This window comes from Dongia sp. (genome assembly GCF_041918875.1).
In the GTDB taxonomy this organism is placed as follows: domain Bacteria; phylum Pseudomonadota; class Alphaproteobacteria; order Dongiales; family Dongiaceae; genus Dongia.
In genome coordinates, this window is the sequence record NZ_JAYRUV010000001.1 from 266,282 (window position 1) to 282,779 (window position 16,498).

The window sequence follows — 16,498 nt, forward strand, 5'->3', positions numbered from 1 at the left end:
CGCGTGCTTCATTCGCAAAGCCCGTTATCCCGCCTCCGAGACAAGCCCGAACCGTTTCTTCATTTCATCCGTCCTCGCCCACGTATCACCCGGCAGCCGGTCTATGAAGCGCATATAGACAGCCGCAAAGGCAGCGGCCACGGCGGCGTCATCAAGGGCCTGCGCCTGCTCTGCAGGCAGGAGGGGCCGCATATCCAGAAGGAAGCGTGGATTGGCGAGTTTGGCGAACATGCGCTCCTGCGCCTGCGCGCGGGAAATCGCCTGCCCCGAGAGGGCTAGATAGCGCCCGAAATACTCAACGACGCGCTCCTCACTGAGCCCAGCAAACGAGGTCAGTGCATGGGAAAGGTCAAAGAGATCGCGGCCTTTCTCCCGCTGCAGGAGCGCACGCAGTTTCGTCGCCAGCATCTCCTCCGGGGAGAATGTCGGAATGGTCGTCGTGCCCGTAAACCAGGGATTGGTGACGCTGAAGGGCATTCCCGCGACGGCGTCGAAAGCCTCGATCTCGCGCGTATTGATCTCAACCTTCAGGCGGATGGGTACGCCGCTGCCATCCTCGGGCTCCACGCGAAAGCGGAGCTTGGGCGCAACCGGGCTTTGTTCGAACTGCGCGCGCCCGAGCCAGGGCTCCAGCACCGCGCGCAGCCGGTCGAGGATCGGCCCGATCGGTCCTGCTGAGGTGCGCACGAGGTCGATGTCTTCGGAATAGCGCAGCGGCGCTGCGAAATGCAGCTTGTTCAGCGCGGTCCCGCCGCGAAAGCGCAGCGCCGCGCGCAAGGCCGGATCGCTGAATATATCCACGAGCGCCCGGCTGATGATCAGATCCTGTTCGATCTGTCGCTGGTCGGCCCATGGCGCGACAGTGCCCCAGGCGACGATGTTCTGGGCGGGGATCATTCGTCGATCTCCGGGGCGCGCCTGACAAGGATACGCCAGCGCTCATCCCGTTCCTGTATGGACGGCGCGAAGTCCGGATCGCGCGCGGCGGCCTGATCAAGCTCAGTCCATCTGAAAGGCCCGCGCGCGGCGGCGGCGGCGTGCATCGCTTCCGCGCGCGCGCTATGGCCCAGACGGTCCAGCAGGTGCCCGAGCCGCTGGATGACCGGGCGCTCGGTGGCCGCCGACAGTGTGGCGAGCAGCGTGTCGTCGATTTTTTCGCCAAGGTCTTTGAGAACGGTGGCAACGTTATCAAGGCCGCCCCCTGCCTGCGGATAACGCAGTAGATCAAGGGCGGTCAGCGCCGCGCCGGAGACGCGCATCATCCCTGTGTCCGTCTTGCGCTCCTCGATGCCGGCGGCGACGCCGTCCATGTCCTTCCGGTAATAGAAGGCGATCAGGTTGCGCCCGGCGCGAATTTTCGGCAGACGCCGCGCCGTGATGACCTGGAATTCCATTACGGCCTGGTGCGTCGCGCCGTGCAGCTCGGCGGCCTTCAGGAGACCGACATAGTAGGCCTCGCCGACATGACGCATGAGCGCGTCGAGGTACCAGGGCGGCGGCGGCGCCCCCCACGATGCGAACTGCGGCGGCACGACGACATAGAAATCCTGGCGGGGATTCAGCAGCGCCTTGCGCTTCTGCAGGCGCTCGGCCGCGTCGAGGAAAGCGCCCCTCCCGACATTGAGGGTCTGCGTCGCCTCGCTGCCCGTGAAGACGACCCCGCCGCGCGACAACAGGCCGGACATATAGGTGGACAGGGCTGATCGTTGATCGTGAACCATATCCTATTATCCGCTTTTAGCGCGGATATATCAACATGAAATGCGTAATTTTGGAAATTCATTTCTTAGAATCCGCTTATAACGCGGAAAACACAGCATGATTTCCTCAACAGGAACGGCCTCCATTAGATCAAACTACAAGATTTGACATTGTCAGCATTTTTGAAGTATACTTCTGACGTAGAGAATCGACATGAGTGATGGCCCCCACCGCAGCCTCAATATGCGCCCCCACTGGAAGACTGCCGCCCGGTGGGCGGCAAACCTCGCTCATACGGCCGATGAGGTGTGCGGCGCACTCGCACACGCGCTCAAGAAAGACATTCAGGGAGCGCCCATTGCCGCTGTTCGGGACATCATGAACAGCGACACGCTGTTCCCCGGCATGCGCATCGAACAACTCGAAACGCTACGCGCGCGTCATCCCCGCTCCGCCGCCGCAAACAGCCTGATCGACTGCGCCATCGAGGCGACGGCAAGCGGTGTGAACGGCGAAGCCGGGACGGCCCTTGCCGTATCCGCAGCGCTGGAAGACATCGCCCGCGCTCCGGTGCGCGGGATCGACGAACACTACCAGCGTGAAGCGGGCGCACAGGCGAGCCGCACGGTACGCACGCGCCTTGATGAGGCGCTCGGAAGGCTGGATTGCAGCGGCATCGCCGCTGCGCTTCTAACGCCTGCCGGCCCGCCGTCGCGAAGCGGGGTAGGGTTACCTCGACAGACTGGTATTGACGAGGGCCCATCCCTATGACGGCCGCTGCTTACAAGGTACGGGTGCCTGCACACGCCATTGATGTCATCCCTTCAGGCTGGGCGCGACAGGGCCGGTCCGCCTTTAATCTGGAGGAGAATTTCACCTGTTCGACGGCAGCCCTAGAGTCCTACGCCTTCGCGCAGTGGGAACCGGTGATCTACGACGCGATGGTTGTCGCTGCGTCCATCGAATACGCGGACCGCAGTTTCCTGCGTCCAAAACTCGGTTGGGGACGTGAGTTCACGCTGCGCGTGCCGGTGCTGGAACCGGCGCGGTGGAGCGACCGTGCCGTCTGGGACGCCCTGCGGGACGCCGCCTCCTTCCTGACCGGCGACGACTGGACGTTTGAGTTTGTTCAAAGAACCGGTGAAACGCCGAGACCGCAGCAGGATTGCCTCCAGTTCAGCATCACGACTGATGCCGTCATCGCGTTCAGTGACGGGATGGATTCCCGCGCCGTAGCCGGGCTGACCGCAAAGGCCTTCGGCCGCCGGCTGGTCCGCGTGCGGGTCGGTTCCAAGGCGGGCGGATGCCCCGAACCGGGCGAACCGCTTCCGTTCACTGCTGTGCCTTACAACGTGAAAGCATCCGGCGAGACGAGCGCCCGTAGCCGCGGGTTCAAGTTCGCGCTTATCAGCGGCATTGCCGCTTATCTGGCGCACGCTTCCGAGATTGTCCTTCCCGAAAGCGGCCAAGGCATATTCGGGCCCGCGCTCGTCACGTCTTCGGCGCAGGCCTATCCGGACTTTCGCAGCCATCCCCTCTTCACGATGCGCATGGAGCGGTTTCTGGCCGCACTCCTGAAACGTCCGGTCCATTTTGTCTTTCCGCGAATTTGGCACACGAAGGGCGAGACGCTGAAGGCTTATGCGGCGCTGCCAGGCAGCGACGACTGGCAGGAAACGCACTCATGCTGGCAGAATGCCCGGCATTGCTCCCTTAATGGACGGCTCGTTCAGTGCGGGGTCTGCGCCGCCTGCATGCTGCGCAGAATGAGCATCCATGCCGCCGGGCTGACTGATGATGACAGCATATATGCCTGCAGCGATTTGCGCGCTGCGACGTTCGAGGATTCGGTCCAGCCGGGCTTCCCCTTGCGGGGCCGGGCTTTACGCCAGTATGCGATAGCGGGCACGCAACATCTTGACCACATGGCTGATCTCGTTCTGCCACTTCACCAGTCCGTCCTTCGTCGCCACGCCCTGCTTTTAGGTCCGTCGCTGAATATGCAGCCTGCCGCTGCAGAGGCTGCACTGCGAGATGTACTCGGACGACATGCCGCAGAGTGGAATGACTTTTTGCAGGATAAGGGAGCGCGTTCCTTCCTGAGGCAATGGACGCGAGCATGAACATGATTGAATCACAAGGGCGCATTTCGGACGCGGAGATCGGTGAACGCCTCCGGCTTGCGCGCGAAGGCCGGAAGATTACGCAAGCCGCCGCCGCCGCCCTCATTGGTGTCGCGCGTACGACGATTGTTGCTATTGAGCAAGGAAAACGGCGAATCCAGATGGACGAGCTGCAAAAGCTTGCGGTGGCCTATGGTACGTCGGCCAATGCTATTCTGCGCCGCGCCGCCGTGCATCTCGATATGGTGCCGCGCTTTCGCAAGCTGCACGAAAGCGAGAACGACGCAGTCGAACAGGCAACGCGGCTTCTCAATGACCTTGTGCGGGCGGAAGTTGAACTGGAGGACGCACTAGGTGTCGTGCGCGAGCGCCGCTATCCTCCCGAACGTCCGATTCTGCCCGGCGATCTCTATTCCCAGGCCGAACAGCATGCCCAGGAACTGCGGGATTGGCTCGGTCTCGGTCCGGGGCCTGTCACGGACATCGTCTCCATTCTCGAACTCCAGCTGGGAGTGCGCGTGTATGTTCGGCGGCTCCCCGGCAAGATCGCAGGCCTGTTTGCCTATGACGAGCGGGCCGGTGCCTGCATCCTCTTGAACGCCAACCACCCGCACGAACGCCTGACGCAAAGCGGCGCGCATGAGGCAGCTCATTTCATATCGACCCGGCGCGAGGCGGAAGTGCTGACTGAAGATGAGCTTTTTGCATCGCGCGAAGAGCGCTACGCCAATATCTTCCAACGCTGCTTTCTGACGCCCGGCCGCGAAGTGCGCCAGCGCTTTGCCGAAATCACTGCGGGTCAAACGCATCTGACCCGCCGTCATGTCATCTTGCTCGCCCACGCGTTCGGCGTCTCGCGCGAGGCCATCGTGCGCCGCCTCGAAGAGCTGGGCCTTGCACGGCGCGGAACGTGGGACTGGTTCGTCTCGAACGGCGGGATCAGCGACAAGGATATGGTTCAGGTGTTGGGCAACGCGCCGGAACGCCCGTCGTACAACAGTCTGTCTGGAGGCTCGGTGCCGCCGCGCCTTGCTCTTCTAGCGCGCGAAGCATGGAAGAAAGAGCTCTACAGCGAAGGCCAGCTTGCCCGCATGCTTCAGCTCGACCTTCACGGTATAAGGGAAGTTCTGGACGGCGCGGAACGCGAGGAGAGCGAAGCTGATGAGCTTGTCCGCATTCCCCGCTGATCCGGACGCAATATTGATTGCCGATGCGAGCGTTGTGATTGGTCTCAACGCGAGCGGCCATGCGCGGCGGATTATCGAACTTACCGAACGCCGGATCATCGTTCCGGAAAATGCCGGCAACGAACTGGCGCTCGGCGCCCAATTCGGCCACGACGATGGCACTCAGCTGGATGCTTTGGTCGCTGCCGGCCTTGTCGAACGAATGACGCTCGACGCCGTGGCGATGAAAACCTACGAGGCGCTCATCGACGGCACCTATGGCAGCACGCTCGACGACGGCGAAGCCGCGACGATCGCCATCGCCGTCCGGCACGGCGGCGTAGCCGTCATTGATGAACGGAAGGCGCGGCGCATGTGCGCCGAGCATTTCCCCGCTATTGTCCAAGGATGCACTGCGCAATGGCTCCTGGGAGCTGCGGTACTGGGCCGGCCCGCCCACGCTGAGGCGATGCTCAATGCACTGCAGAAAGGCCGGATGCGCGTTCCGTCTGAGTATCTGAACGACGTGGTGGCGTTGATCGGCTCGGAGGCAGCCGGGGCGTGCCCCAGCCTGCCGCGCGTCGTGCGGCAGGCGGCCACGCCGGCGGTCTCGTCATGAGCCAGGTGCAGGCCCCTGTACCGCTGGCCTTCGCCGAGAACCGGAGCCGGGTCGGTACGCGTTAGCGGCGGGCCAGACTGCCGGCCGGGCGGGGCGTACCGCCCTGCAGCCGGCCGCGGTCCTGCCCGGCCGGAAGAACGCGTGCTAAGGGCGGGGGCAGCACCCCCGGTCCCTTGCCTTCTTCCGCCAGGGATCGTCACCCGCATGGGCGAAGACATCGGCTCCGCGGCGCTCAGCGCTGTAGAGCCCGGCCCCGCCGGGAGGCGCTCAAGCCACCTATCAATCCGGTCCCTGGAAACCGCGCTTTCCTACAGCGCTCAGAATCTTCTCGTTGAGGGCGCGCCGTTTGGCGATCTGAGCCGGCGGAAGCTGCCGCTTGCCCATGGTGTCCTGCAGGAACACGTATTCCCAGCCGGTGAACAGGCCGCGCTCGTTGAAGAAGGCAATGGCGTCCGCATTCAGGCTCTTCGTGATGTCTTTGCGGATGCGTTTGATCGCCGTGAAGATCAGGTCGGACCGCACGCCAAGGAAACGCTTGACGCAGCGATTGCCGACCTCGGCCCGCGCTCCGGTGACGCGGTTGGCGATCGTGCAGATTTCGATGATCGGGAAGTGCCCGCACAGGCAGGTTCCCGGCTCGTCCGCCTCGCTGATGTCCACGAGGCTCCACTCCTTGCGGGCAACCTCCCATTCGCGCGCGCGGCTCAGGGCGAGGATCGCATCACGCAGCTGCCTGAAATTATGCCCTCGCCCATGACGCCTTCCCTAGTTCCCCCGCCCCCACGCGGCGAGCCAGTCGCTTACACGCGCGAGCAGCCCCGGCCGCACGGGCGCGGGCGCGGGTTCCGGCGCGCGCGCCGGCGCAGAGGGCGATGGATCGGCAGCCTTCTCGTAATAACGATGCTTTACCAGACTGTCCCTTCGGCGTCCGGCAGCGACCTGCTCCTCGGACCATGCGCCCGCCCAATAGGCCTTGTTGTTCCTGATCCAGTAGTGGGACTGGCACGGCAGGCTCCAGTTGCCGATAGACGGGTCGAGCGACACCGACAAGCCGTCGAAGATCAGCACCCAGTCCGTCGGCCCGAGCGGCGTGACGACCTCGCTGCCGCAGCCGCAGCAGCACTTGTGCATAGCGGTCCGGTGGCGGATCGACACGTAGATGACGCCCTCCTCCAGCACCTCGGGCGCGGAGTCTACAAAGGCATGCTTTAGCGCGACCGGCGGCTTCATGTCCGGTCCTCGCTGATCATCGAGTTGCCGGCGATCGTGTAGTTCGTGAAATGCTCGTGCCGCAGATCCTCATAGAAGCCGCACAGCTTCTTGTATTTGATGACCGCCATGGCCGCGCTCATCATGTTGAGATCGGCGACCTGGATATTCTGCGCGTAGATATTCTCGTGCCCGTCCCCGACGAAGGAGACGCGCTTGCGGACATGGTCGCGCTTTTCCGGCGTGCTCGTCGTGACGGTCAGCATGCCGTGCAGCGTGTCCCCGGCCAGCTCCAGCCCCATGCCGGTATCGGCGAAGGGAATCCGTTCCCGCTCCAACGCTTCGATGATGGCTTCCTTGTCCTTGCCGGCATCGGCGCAGATGAACACGAAATCCATGCCGTGCAGCAGATCGACATTGGCCGCCGTGATCGCCACCCGGTGGGGGATGATGCCGCGGTGCATCCAGCCGTAGAATTCGGCCCAGTAGTCAACCTTGAAAGGGATGGCGCGCAGCTGTTCAAGGGACGGCGCGCCCGGAGACCGGAAGGCATTGTGCTGCCCGAACTTGTCGCCGTCGAACAGGTGGATATTGGCGGCGGGCGTCTTGGCCATCAGGTCGAGAACATAGGAGCCGCTGCCGCCGAGGCCGAGAATCGCGACCTTGTCCTTCCTGAGCTTGCGCCCCGCCGCCGTTATCCCGGCCCGGCTCGATGCCGTGTCCAGGTAGGCAAAGGGCGAATCCGTATTCTCGTTGGGAATGACCCGCCACGTCCGCGCCGTAGCATCGGGGTCGATGGCCTGCGCTTCGTTCTGCAGGATCGCGACGTAGGCGATGACCTTCTGATAGTAGTCGGGATGGCCTCCCGGCGGCTTGCTCGAGAAGGAGCAATCGACGAACAGGGCCTCGGAGATCGCACGGCGCGATTTGTCGCTGATGATCTTCTCGAGCGGCCGCCCGTTCTTGTCGCACGGGATGCCGCCGCCGAACATGATGACGTGCGTGCCCGGCGTCCGTGACGTGTTGTTGACCTCCGAGACAAGCGTGCCGCGGCGGACCTGCCGCTCGGCATTCACGAAGGGAACGTTGCGGACCGCGAGGTGGTCCGCAACGATCTCAATCTCGTAACCCTCAGCGACCAGCCGCTGCAGGTCGGGATTATGACTTATCGGTGAATTTGACATCGAACACCATCTGATCGCGGACGCGGACCGACTCCCCGTCGGTCAGGGAGCCTTCGGGGCGGTGGGGCGGGCCGTCGAAATAGCCGACGGTGTAGACGATGTTCTCGCCGGCCGGCGGCGTCGGATAGGCGAGCGCCACGACCTCGGCGAACGAGATCCTCTTCTTCGTCCAGGGCTTCGGGCGGGTGTTGACGATGATCGTCACCTTCACCTGGGCCGGACGCGTGTGGAACTTCTCGACGCCCGGCGCGCCGATGCGGACCTCATCATCGTCGTCGATCACCTTGTCGGGCTGGTCCTCGCGCTCCAGCAGAAGGTCGAGATCCTCGTCCTTGCCCGCCAGAAACTTGATGCCGCCGCCGGTCAGGGACTTGCGCGGCCATTCCAGCGCGAGGCCGTCGACGAAGAAGCGCTCGGTGCCGTCGCCCTTGATGACGAACAGCCGCGGCCCGATCTGGAGATCGACCAGCTCGTTCGGCCGGACGGTTTCGATCTCGTGGTTCAGCAGGTGGAGCAGGACGACGTAGTCGGTCGCCAGGTAGGCCCCGGCGGCGGCGGCGATCTGCGCCCCGGTCACCTTGCGGTCGTCGAATTCGACGTCCCGGAACTGGAACGACTCGTCGGCGATCTGCGCCGTGAAGGAGCTGCGGGCAGTGGTGGCGGGATTCTCTGCGGTATCGGCGATGGTCATGGGGGTCCCCCCAATCTGTTGAGACGCGCCGCGAATTACGACGCTTTCGTACAGATTAAGTTGTATGTTGCCCTTTGTCAACTCTTCTGGTACAAAATCGTATACGGAAAGATCCACGGCTAGAATCAATACCTTAGAGGTGCATATGTCATTGGCCGAACGGCTCAGGACGTTCCGACTGAAAAAAGGTCTGTCTTTGCAGGAGCTCGCCGACGCGGCGGGCGTATCGAAAGCCCACATCTGGGATCTCGAACAGAACCGCAGCAAAAACCCATCGCTAGAGCTTCTGACGAAGCTCGCCGACCACCTCAAAGTCGCGGTGATCGATCTCGTCGGTGAAAACCCCGGAGCGGAAGAGGAAGGGTCGCGCGTCCTCGGCATGTACCGCGAACTCAAGGACCTCTCGGAGCGCGACCTCGATATGATTCAGCACATGATTGAGCGTCTGAAGGTCAAGGACGACTGAGATGAAGGTGACCAGGCTCGATCTCGACGGCACCGGATCGCCCGAGGGTCTGGTCACCAAGATCCTGAAGGCCGAGCCGGACCTGACCTATCCCGTGCCGATCGAAGAACTCGCCGCTGCGCTCGACATCAAAGAGATCGCCGTCCTCGAAACGGCGGGCTTTGAGGGCAGCCTCTTGATGGATCAATACCGGACCAAGGGCATCATCCTCGTCAGCAAGGATGCGCGCAGCGGCCGGCGACGGTTCACGATCGGGCACGAGCTTGGTCATTTCCTGATCCCGACCCACAAGCCGGTGAAGGGCGATGCCTTCCTCTGTTCGCGCGACGACATGCGCCTGTGGTCAACGGCAGAGCAGAATGCTTATGCGCGCATGGAAGTCGAGGCGAACAAGTTTTCCGCCCTGATGCTGATGCCGCCCCCGCTCCTGCGCCCCTATCTCGCCCGCACGGGCGACCCCGACCTCAAGCACGTCCTCGCCCTGCATGATGATTTTGAGGTCAGCAAGGACTCAGCCGCCCGCGCCTACGCGCAGTTCCACGAGGAACCGATCGCGCTTGCGGTCGTCCACGAGGGAAAAGTTCAGCGCATCTACAAGGGATTGAAATTTCCGCGCCTCTCCGTTGCGGAAGGCGACGCCGTCCCCCACCTGTCAATCTACTGGCGCAGGCCCGCGGGCGGCGACGATTTATCGGGTCTTGTCGAAACACAAGCCGGCCAGTGGCTCCAGTTCGACTGGGGCAAACCCCTTCCCGCGCTCTTCGAACAGGTCCTTCATCAGCAGAGGGGATATGCGCTCATCCTGCTCTGGCCGGAGCTTGCCGAAGAAGACGAGGACGCAGACCTGGACGAGAACCGCACTTCCAAGCAGCGGCTCTCTGAGCGTATGGCGACGAGCCGCTGGCGCAATTGGTCAGGCGCGGACATGCCGATTTGCACGGCCTATCCCATAACGATTAGCGCTCACGCAAAATCATCATCCCTACCGCGCCGCCCGCGCCCCGCTCCGACAGACGGGATGCGCGCGAGACCGGCTTGTCCGGCAGGCTGTCGCCACCATTGATGCTGTACTACAGCGTCAATTCGAGCGTTTAGAAACCGCTGCACTTTGGTGCGCTTCGACGTTGGTCAGCACAAATCTCGTCACATCGGAACTGGCCATCCATGCTCTCGCTTGCGTGCTTTCGGCGTATCTGCCGGACCTCATCAACTAGGCACACAACTGCCACAAAACCCAAGGAAACGTATGCCAATGAGTAAGGTGTCGGCAGGCACGTGCAAGAACGAACAGTGACGATATCGCCCGGTTTTTCCCCATCGGCTGCTTATTCTGAGGAACGAAAAGCGAAATGAATCGTCACAAAAATCGTCACACTGCAACGGTTCTTCGTCGCACAGCGCCACGTTTCGTGACATTGATGCGGCAATTAATGCATTGATTTAAAAGGAAAATGGCGGAGGGGATGGGATTCGAACCCACGACAGGGTTTAACCCCTATAACGGTTTAGCAAACCTATTCACCTTTTACGGAGATCGTAAATGTTCGATCGGACGTGGCTCGCTGCTGAAGCTGTGTTGGCGGAGATCCGCGAGCATGCAGCCTAACCCTCATTGGGATGACAGAATGGAATTCGTGATTTGTTCCAATTTACTGCCGAGGTGACCGCACGATTTCGCCATACCTTCACTACTCAGTCTCATTCATGTGGCAGAGCCTCATCTTTAAAGGAATCTCGCACACAAGACCCCAATTCCAAGCGAAAAATTGGTCTTTGTTGCGGCGCAGCAGAATCGGCTGCGGATTCGGGACATCCGGCAATTTTGACGGTGGTGTCACAAGCCACCTTTATGCCAACCCGTCTGCACCGTTTACGCGCAAGTCCCCACACTAGTCACCACGAAAGTCGCCTCGGAAAGTCGGTGGACGGCTTTTCTGTTGCGGCTGGATGGTCAGTCTTGGGCTTCGCGTTCAGCCTCGTGCCAACGAGAAATTAGGAAGTCGCGAGCGTGCAGTGGCTGTCGCAAACAAGAGCGGAACGAGCAGGGTGGGTGCACGGATTTTGCACGGATTATACTGGCGTGCACCGGGGTTTGCGGGCGTTTGGGCACATTTTGTTCTAGTTCGACGGAGCGTGGGGATCTTAAAAAACGGCAGATTTCTGCGAATTTTATGGTGGGTGCGACAGGGATTGAACCTGTGACCCCTACCGTGTGAAGGTAGTGCTCTCCCGCTGAGCTACGCACCCGCCTGCCGTGACGCGGCCTGTCGAGAGCTGGCCGCTGGCGTCTGGGCGCGTTGTTTAGCTGCCGCGTCATCCCATGTCAATTCAATCCGGGCACCCGGTCACGCTGGCGTGAGGAAGCGACGGCGGGCTTGACAGATGCCTCCCACCGCCCGAGTTGATGGTATCTCTCCCGCGCCGATCGTCGAGGTCAGTCAATGCGTTACCTTTCGAAGCCGGTGCTCGCCGGATTGGTCCTCCTGGGCCTTGCCGCCGGCTGTCTTGCCCTCAGCGCCGGAGCGCTCAGCCCGGCCCGCGCCGCCAGGCCGGTCACTCTGACCTATGCCGGCTACATGGCGGGCCTGCCGGTCTTCTCCTTCAACACGACGGTGACGCTGCCGGCCGGCACGGTGCCTGGCAATGGCGGCTACAGCATCGCGGCCGATGGGCAGACGGCGGGCAATTTCCGCCTGCTCTATCCTTATGCCGCCAGCATCAACGCCTCGGGTGCGCTGAAGAACCAGAAGGCGGCACCCAGGCAGTTCCGCTCCGTCTCGCAGATCATGGGCAGGCAGGAAGCGGTGACGCTCACCTATGGCGCTGGCGGCAAGGTCGGTATCGACGCCCAGCCGCTCACCCGCCAGGCGCAGGAAGCGGCGGCGCAGGGCTTCGCCGACGGCACGATGGACCCGGCCAGCGCGATCGTGGCCATGGTCGCCGACTTCGCCAGGACGCATCGATGCCAGGGGACCTATAAACTGTTCGACGGCGTGCGGCGCTACGACCTCATCCTGGCCCAGGGCGGCTTCGTCGATCTCAATCCGATGCAGCAATCCTATTACGACGGCTCCGCCACCGAATGCCGCGCCGAGCCGCAATTGCTGCAGGGCTTTTCGGCGGCGGCCCGGCAATCGCAATTCTATCCGCAGGCGGCGCGCCTGTGGCTGGCGCCGGCGGTCACCGGCCTGCCGGCGATCCCCGTGCGGATCGAGGCGCAAAATGCGCTGGGCGTGATGGTGCTCGACCTGGTCGACGTTCAGTTCTGATCGAGCTCACCCAGCAGCGCGGGGAGATCGGCAAAGCGCGCGATTTCATGATAGGCGCCTTGCGTGACGCGGTCGGCGGGCCTGCCATAGCCTGAGTGAATGATCACCGCCGGCACGTCGCCGGCCTTGGCGGTCGCGAGGTCGGTGTGGCTGTCGCCGATCATCACGGCAATCTCCGCGGCGCGCGCGGCGTCGCCGCCGGCACGTGCGATCGCTGCCAGCAGAGGCTCCTTGGCGGGCTTGCGCTCCTTCATGGAATCCCCGCCGATGACCGCGTGGAACAGCGGCGACAGGTCGAAATGATCCAGCACCATCATGGTGGCGGCGCTGGGCTTGTTGGTGCAGAGCGCCAGATGCCGGCCCTCGCGGCGAAAGGCCTCGAGCGTCTCGCGCACCTTGGGATAGAGCGCCGTGCGGTTGGTGGAAGCCGCTTCGTAATGCACCTTGAAACGCGGCATCAATTCGGCTGCGTCAAGCTCGATGGCCGACGCCTTCAGGGCGCGCGCCAGCAGGACCGGCGCGCCGTCGCCGATCATCGGTTTGACCGCGTCGAGGGCAAGCGGCGGCCGGTTCAGTTCGCCCAGCAGGACGTTGACGGCATCGGCGATATCTGGGGCCGAATCGATCAGCGTCCCATCGAGGTCGAACACCAGAAATTGCCGCCACGCCATAATTCCGCCCTTTTCGCCCGTATTTTGGGCCTCGAATGAGGTCGATGAGAGGGGATTGGATTGCCGGCGGTGGATATGGCATTTTCCCCCGCATCGCAAGTGGGGGCCGGCGGCTTCGGGTGCCGGCAAATCTAGGATCGACAGGATCAATGTCCGGAAATTCGCAACCGACCGCTGCCATCATCCTTGCCGCCGGCAAGGGGACGCGCATGAAATCGGCCTTGCCCAAGGTCATGCACCGCATCGCCGGGCGCACCATGGTGGGCCATGTCCTGGCCAATCTGGCACCGCTCGGCAGTGCGCTCAATGTCGTGGTGGTGGCGCCCGGCATGGATCGGGTCGCTGCCGAGGTGGCGCCGCTGCCCATCGCCATCCAGGCCGACCAACTGGGCACCGGCCATGCCGTCGGCTGCGCGCGCGCGCGGCTGGGGGATTTTGCCGGCACGGTGCTGGTCCTTTATGGCGACAGCCCGTTCATCTCGACGGCAACCCTTCAGGCCCTGGTCGCGCGTCGCGCGGCCGCCGACAATCCGGCCGTGGTCGTGCTCGGCATGCGGCCGGCCGATCCGGCGAAATATGGGCGCCTCATCCTCGACAAGAAAGGCGGTCTCGACCGCATTGTCGAATGGAAAGAAGCGAGCGAGGAAGAGCGCGCCGTCACACTCTGCAACTCGGGCGTCATGGCGATCGACGGCAAGTCCTTGTGGCCGCTCATTGACCGCGTCGACAACAAGAATGCCAAGGGCGAATACTATCTTACCGACATCGTCGAACTGGCGCGCCGCGACGGCCGTGCCTGCGCGGTGGTCGAAGCCCCCGAAGCCGAGCTGATGGGCGTCAACAGCCGTGCCGAACTCGCCATTGCGGAAGCCCTGTTCCAGGACCAGCGCCGGGCGCTGGCGATGGAGGAGGGGGCGACGCTCACCGATCCCAAATCGGTCTTCTTCGCCGCTGATACGAAACTCGGGCGCGATGTGATCGTCGGCCCCAATGTCGTCTTCGGGCCCGGCGTGGAGATCGCCGACGATGTCGAGATCCGTGCCTTCTGCCATGTCGAAGGCGCCAGGATCGCCAGCGGCGCCGTCATCGGTCCGTTCGCCAGATTGCGCCCCGGCGCCGAAATCGGCGAGGGCGCGCATATCGGCAACTTCGTCGAGGTTAAGAACAGCATCGTCGGCGCGGGCGCCAAGGCCAATCATCTCAGCTATCTGGGCGATGCCGATATCGGCGCCAAATCGAATATCGGCGCCGGCACCATCACCTGCAATTACGACGGCTATCTGAAGGCGCGCACCGTGATCGGGGCCGAGGCATTTATCGGGTCGAACTCGGCGCTGGTGGCGCCGGTCAGGATTGGCGACGGCGCCATCGTCGGCGCCGGCAGCGTCATCACGCGCGATGTCGAAGCCGATGCCATCGCCGTGAGCCGCGCCGAACAGATCTCGCGCGCTGGCCGCGCGCGCGATTTCCGTGCCCAGCGGCAGAAACTGAAACAGGAAAAAGCCGGCCGCAAATAAGCGGCGGCTGCAGCAGGAGTTAAGCATCCATGTGCGGTATCGTCGGCATCATCGGCAAGGCGGAAGTGGCTCCCCTGCTGTTCGACGGCCTCAAGCGTCTGGAATATCGCGGCTACGATTCCGCCGGCATCGCCACCTTGGTGGACGGTCGCATCGAACGCCGCCGCGCGGAAGGCAAGCTCGGCAATCTCGGCGCCGTGCTGGAGAAGCAGCCCCTGACCGGCACGATCGGCATCGGCCATACGCGCTGGGCCACCCATGGCCGCCCGTCCGAGAACAATGCCCATCCGCATGCGACCGACAAGGTCGCCATCGTCCATAACGGCATCATCGAAAACTTCCAGGAGCTCCGCGACGAACTATCGCAGCTCGGCAAGAAGTTCGGCACGGATACCGATACCGAGGTGGTGGCGCATCTGCTCACGCACTATCTCGAACATGGCCATACGCCGGAACAGGCGATGGAGCGGGCGATGAACCGCCTGCACGGCGCCTTCTCGCTGGCGATCCTCTTCGCCGAGCGGCCGGATATCATCGTCGGCGCCCGGCGCGGTTCGCCGCTGGCGGTGGGTTACGGCGACGGCGAAATGTTCCTAGGCTCGGACGCCATGGCGCTGGCGCCTTTCACCAACCGCATCTGCTATCTGGAGGAGGACGATTGGGCCGTTCTCTCGATGGATGGTGCCGTCATCTATAACGATGGCCGCCGGGTCAACCGCGAGGTGACTCAGACGGCTCTTTCCGGTGCCCTCATCGGCAAGGGCAATTACCGCCATTTCATGATGAAGGAGATTGCCGAGCAGCCGACGGTGATCGGCGACACGCTGCAGGCCTTCATGAATCCGCTGGAACGGCGGATCCAACTACCGTCCTTGCCGATCGATCTGGCCAAGGTCGGCCGCCTCACCATCGTTGCCTGCGGGACCGCGCATCTGGCCGGCTTCGTCGCCAAATACTGGCTGGAAAGCGTGGCGCGCCTGCCGGTCGATCTCGATGTCGCTTCGGAGTTCCGCTATCGGCAGGCGCCGATGGACCCGGACGGCGCCATGCTCGTCATCTCGCAATCGGGTGAGACCGCCGACACGCTGGCTGCCTTGCGCTACGCCAAATCGCTGGGACAGAAGGTGATCTCGGTCCTCAACGTGCCCGAAAGCACGATCGGCCGGGAAAGCGATCTGGTGCTGCACACGCTGGCCGGTCCGGAAATCGGCGTTGCGTCGACCAAGGCTTTCTCGACGCAGCTGGTGGTCCTGGCCTGTTTGGCGCTGGCGGCGGCGCGCGCGCGCGGCGCCATCGACGCGGCGCGCGAAGCCGAGCTTTCCTCGGCGCTGACTGAAGTGCCGGCGCGGGTGGCCGAGATTCTCAACCACGATGCGCATCTCCGGGAAATCGCCCTCAAGGTCGCCGAGGCGCGCGACGTGCTCTTCCTTGGGCGCGGCACCTCCTATCCGGTGGCGCTGGAAGGCGCGCTGAAGCTGAAGGAAATCTCCTACATCCATGCCGAAGGCTATGCGGCGGGCGAGATGAAGCACGGGCCTATCGCCCTTATCGACGAGAGCGTGCCGGTCATCGTCGTGGCGCCGACGGACGAGCTGTTCGACAAGACTTTCTCGAACCTGCAGGAAGTGATGGCGCGCGGCGGCCGGGTCGTGTTCCTGTCCGATGCCGAAGGCGTTCGCAAGCTGGGCAGCCGCGCCATGGCGGTCGTGGAACTGCCCAAGGTCGATCCCTTCGTATCGCCGATCCTCTACACCATTCCGGTCCAGCTCCTCGCCTATCATGCGGCGATCGCCAAGGGGACGGATGTCGACCAGCCGCGTAACCTGGCCAAAAGCGTCACGGTCGAATAAGGGCGCCGCTTGACCGGACCATGCCGGGGCAC

At 63.3% G+C, this 16,498-nt stretch carries 16 protein-coding genes and 1 tRNA gene; 9 read left to right on the forward strand and 8 right to left on the reverse strand.

The window, feature by feature from the left end:
* Positions 1-24: 24 nt before the first annotated feature.
* Both ACE3TY_RS01120 and ACE3TY_RS01125 read right to left on the reverse strand, forming a co-directional pair.
* Positions 25-897, reverse strand: coding sequence for a nucleotidyl transferase AbiEii/AbiGii toxin family protein (locus ACE3TY_RS01120; RefSeq protein ID WP_374650095.1), 873 nt, complete (start codon positions 895-897; stop codon positions 25-27).
* Positions 894-1,721, reverse strand: a complete 828-nt coding sequence (locus ACE3TY_RS01125) for a type IV toxin-antitoxin system AbiEi family antitoxin (protein ID WP_374650097.1) — start codon at positions 1,719-1,721, stop codon at positions 894-896. Before ACE3TY_RS01125 ends, ACE3TY_RS01120 begins: the two co-directional genes overlap by 4 nt.
* A gap of 193 nt (positions 1,722-1,914) precedes the next feature.
* Between ACE3TY_RS01125 and ACE3TY_RS01130 the strand changes: the two genes are divergently transcribed.
* From ACE3TY_RS01130 to ACE3TY_RS01145, 4 genes are read left to right on the forward strand one after another with little or no spacing between them, the layout of a single operon-like run.
* On the forward strand, positions 1,915-2,472 hold the full coding sequence (locus ACE3TY_RS01130) for a hypothetical protein (protein ID WP_374650099.1): 558 nt from the start codon (positions 1,915-1,917) through the stop codon (positions 2,470-2,472).
* On the forward strand, positions 2,469-3,824 hold the full coding sequence (locus ACE3TY_RS01135; RefSeq protein ID WP_374650100.1) for a 7-cyano-7-deazaguanine synthase: 1,356 nt from the start codon (positions 2,469-2,471) through the stop codon (positions 3,822-3,824). Before ACE3TY_RS01130 ends, ACE3TY_RS01135 begins: the two co-directional genes overlap by 4 nt.
* The gene (locus ACE3TY_RS01140; RefSeq protein WP_374650102.1) at positions 3,821-5,011 is read left to right on the forward strand and encodes a helix-turn-helix domain-containing protein; all 1,191 of its coding nucleotides are present in this window, start codon (positions 3,821-3,823) and stop codon (positions 5,009-5,011) included. The genes ACE3TY_RS01135 and ACE3TY_RS01140 overlap by 4 nt, the downstream gene beginning before the upstream one ends.
* Complete coding sequence (locus ACE3TY_RS01145) at positions 4,986-5,609, forward strand: hypothetical protein (protein ID WP_374650104.1); 624 nt, start codon at positions 4,986-4,988, stop codon at positions 5,607-5,609. Before ACE3TY_RS01140 ends, ACE3TY_RS01145 begins: the two co-directional genes overlap by 26 nt.
* A 279-nt stretch (positions 5,610-5,888) precedes the next feature.
* Here ACE3TY_RS01145 and ACE3TY_RS01150 read toward each other — a convergent pair whose 3' ends face one another.
* From ACE3TY_RS01150 to ACE3TY_RS01165, 4 genes are all read right to left on the reverse strand, one after another.
* Positions 5,889-6,269 carry a hypothetical protein gene (locus ACE3TY_RS01150; protein ID WP_374650106.1) on the reverse strand — a complete coding sequence of 127 codons (381 nt, stop codon included), beginning with the start codon at positions 6,267-6,269 and terminating at the stop codon, positions 5,889-5,891.
* A gap of 105 nt (positions 6,270-6,374) precedes the next feature.
* Positions 6,375-6,839 (reverse strand): DUF6527 family protein, encoded by a 465-nt coding sequence (locus ACE3TY_RS01155; protein ID WP_374650108.1) that lies wholly within the window; start codon positions 6,837-6,839, stop codon positions 6,375-6,377.
* The gene (locus tag ACE3TY_RS01160; protein ID WP_374650109.1) at positions 6,836-8,002 is read right to left on the reverse strand and encodes a ThiF family adenylyltransferase; all 1,167 of its coding nucleotides are present in this window, start codon (positions 8,000-8,002) and stop codon (positions 6,836-6,838) included. Before ACE3TY_RS01160 ends, ACE3TY_RS01155 begins: the two co-directional genes overlap by 4 nt.
* Positions 7,977-8,693, reverse strand: coding sequence for a multiubiquitin domain-containing protein (locus ACE3TY_RS01165; protein ID WP_374650110.1), 717 nt, complete (start codon positions 8,691-8,693; stop codon positions 7,977-7,979). Before ACE3TY_RS01165 ends, ACE3TY_RS01160 begins: the two co-directional genes overlap by 26 nt.
* 145 nt (positions 8,694-8,838) lie before the next feature.
* On the opposite strand from ACE3TY_RS01165, the gene ACE3TY_RS01170 reads away from it, so the two are divergent.
* Positions 8,839-9,159 carry a helix-turn-helix domain-containing protein gene (locus ACE3TY_RS01170; protein ID WP_374650112.1) on the forward strand — a complete coding sequence of 107 codons (321 nt, stop codon included), beginning with the start codon at positions 8,839-8,841 and terminating at the stop codon, positions 9,157-9,159.
* A gap of 1 nt (position 9,160) precedes the next feature.
* Positions 9,161-10,222 (forward strand): ImmA/IrrE family metallo-endopeptidase, encoded by a 1,062-nt coding sequence (locus tag ACE3TY_RS01175; protein WP_374650114.1) that lies wholly within the window; start codon positions 9,161-9,163, stop codon positions 10,220-10,222.
* 1,109 nt (positions 10,223-11,331) lie between these two features.
* On the opposite strand, the gene ACE3TY_RS01180 is transcribed toward ACE3TY_RS01175, so the two are convergent.
* Positions 11,332-11,406 (reverse strand) — tRNA-Val (locus ACE3TY_RS01180).
* 194 nt (positions 11,407-11,600) lie between these two features.
* Between ACE3TY_RS01180 and ACE3TY_RS01185 the strand changes: the two genes are divergently transcribed.
* Complete coding sequence (locus ACE3TY_RS01185; RefSeq protein ID WP_374650116.1) at positions 11,601-12,428, forward strand: DUF3108 domain-containing protein; 828 nt, start codon at positions 11,601-11,603, stop codon at positions 12,426-12,428.
* Here the strand turns inward: ACE3TY_RS01185 and gph are convergent.
* Positions 12,419-13,099, reverse strand: a complete 681-nt coding sequence (gph, locus tag ACE3TY_RS01190) for a phosphoglycolate phosphatase (RefSeq protein ID WP_374650117.1) — start codon at positions 13,097-13,099, stop codon at positions 12,419-12,421. The genes ACE3TY_RS01185 and gph overlap by 10 nt on opposite strands.
* A 149-nt stretch (positions 13,100-13,248) precedes the next feature.
* Between gph and glmU the strand changes: the two genes are divergently transcribed.
* Together glmU and glmS are read left to right on the forward strand one after the other, a co-directional pair.
* Complete coding sequence (glmU, locus tag ACE3TY_RS01195) at positions 13,249-14,616, forward strand: bifunctional UDP-N-acetylglucosamine diphosphorylase/glucosamine-1-phosphate N-acetyltransferase GlmU (protein ID WP_374650119.1); 1,368 nt, start codon at positions 13,249-13,251, stop codon at positions 14,614-14,616.
* A 29-nt stretch (positions 14,617-14,645) separates the two neighbouring features.
* Entirely contained in the window at positions 14,646-16,466 is a 1,821-nt protein-coding gene (gene glmS, locus ACE3TY_RS01200) for a glutamine--fructose-6-phosphate transaminase (isomerizing) (RefSeq protein WP_374650121.1), read from the forward strand.
* Positions 16,467-16,498 lie beyond the last annotated feature (32 nt).

What these genes read in the sequence shown, in the direction of transcription:
- gph (WP_374650117.1), bottom strand. Translation starts at nt 13,099, where the DNA reads ATGGCGTGGCGGCAATTTCTGGTGTTCGACCTCGATGGGACGCTGATC.
- ACE3TY_RS01155 (WP_374650108.1), bottom strand. Translation starts at nt 6,839, where the DNA reads ATGAAGCCGCCGGTCGCGCTAAAGCATGCCTTTGTAGACTCCGCGCCC.
- ACE3TY_RS01160 (WP_374650109.1), bottom strand. Translation starts at nt 8,002, where the DNA reads ATGTCAAATTCACCGATAAGTCATAATCCCGACCTGCAGCGGCTGGTC.
- ACE3TY_RS01185 (WP_374650116.1), top strand. Translation starts at nt 11,601, where the DNA reads ATGCGTTACCTTTCGAAGCCGGTGCTCGCCGGATTGGTCCTCCTGGGC.
- ACE3TY_RS01170 (WP_374650112.1), top strand. Translation starts at nt 8,839, where the DNA reads ATGTCATTGGCCGAACGGCTCAGGACGTTCCGACTGAAAAAAGGTCTG.
- glmS (WP_374650121.1), top strand. Translation starts at nt 14,646, where the DNA reads ATGTGCGGTATCGTCGGCATCATCGGCAAGGCGGAAGTGGCTCCCCTG.
- ACE3TY_RS01120 (WP_374650095.1), bottom strand. Translation starts at nt 897, where the DNA reads ATGATCCCCGCCCAGAACATCGTCGCCTGGGGCACTGTCGCGCCATGG.
- ACE3TY_RS01135 (WP_374650100.1), top strand. Translation starts at nt 2,469, where the DNA reads ATGACGGCCGCTGCTTACAAGGTACGGGTGCCTGCACACGCCATTGAT.
- glmU (WP_374650119.1), top strand. Translation starts at nt 13,249, where the DNA reads ATGTCCGGAAATTCGCAACCGACCGCTGCCATCATCCTTGCCGCCGGC.
- ACE3TY_RS01165 (WP_374650110.1), bottom strand. Translation starts at nt 8,693, where the DNA reads ATGACCATCGCCGATACCGCAGAGAATCCCGCCACCACTGCCCGCAGC.
- ACE3TY_RS01175 (WP_374650114.1), top strand. Translation starts at nt 9,161, where the DNA reads ATGAAGGTGACCAGGCTCGATCTCGACGGCACCGGATCGCCCGAGGGT.
- ACE3TY_RS01140 (WP_374650102.1), top strand. Translation starts at nt 3,821, where the DNA reads ATGAACATGATTGAATCACAAGGGCGCATTTCGGACGCGGAGATCGGT.
- ACE3TY_RS01130 (WP_374650099.1), top strand. Translation starts at nt 1,915, where the DNA reads ATGAGTGATGGCCCCCACCGCAGCCTCAATATGCGCCCCCACTGGAAG.
- ACE3TY_RS01125 (WP_374650097.1), bottom strand. Translation starts at nt 1,721, where the DNA reads ATGGTTCACGATCAACGATCAGCCCTGTCCACCTATATGTCCGGCCTG.
- ACE3TY_RS01145 (WP_374650104.1), top strand. Translation starts at nt 4,986, where the DNA reads ATGAGCTTGTCCGCATTCCCCGCTGATCCGGACGCAATATTGATTGCC.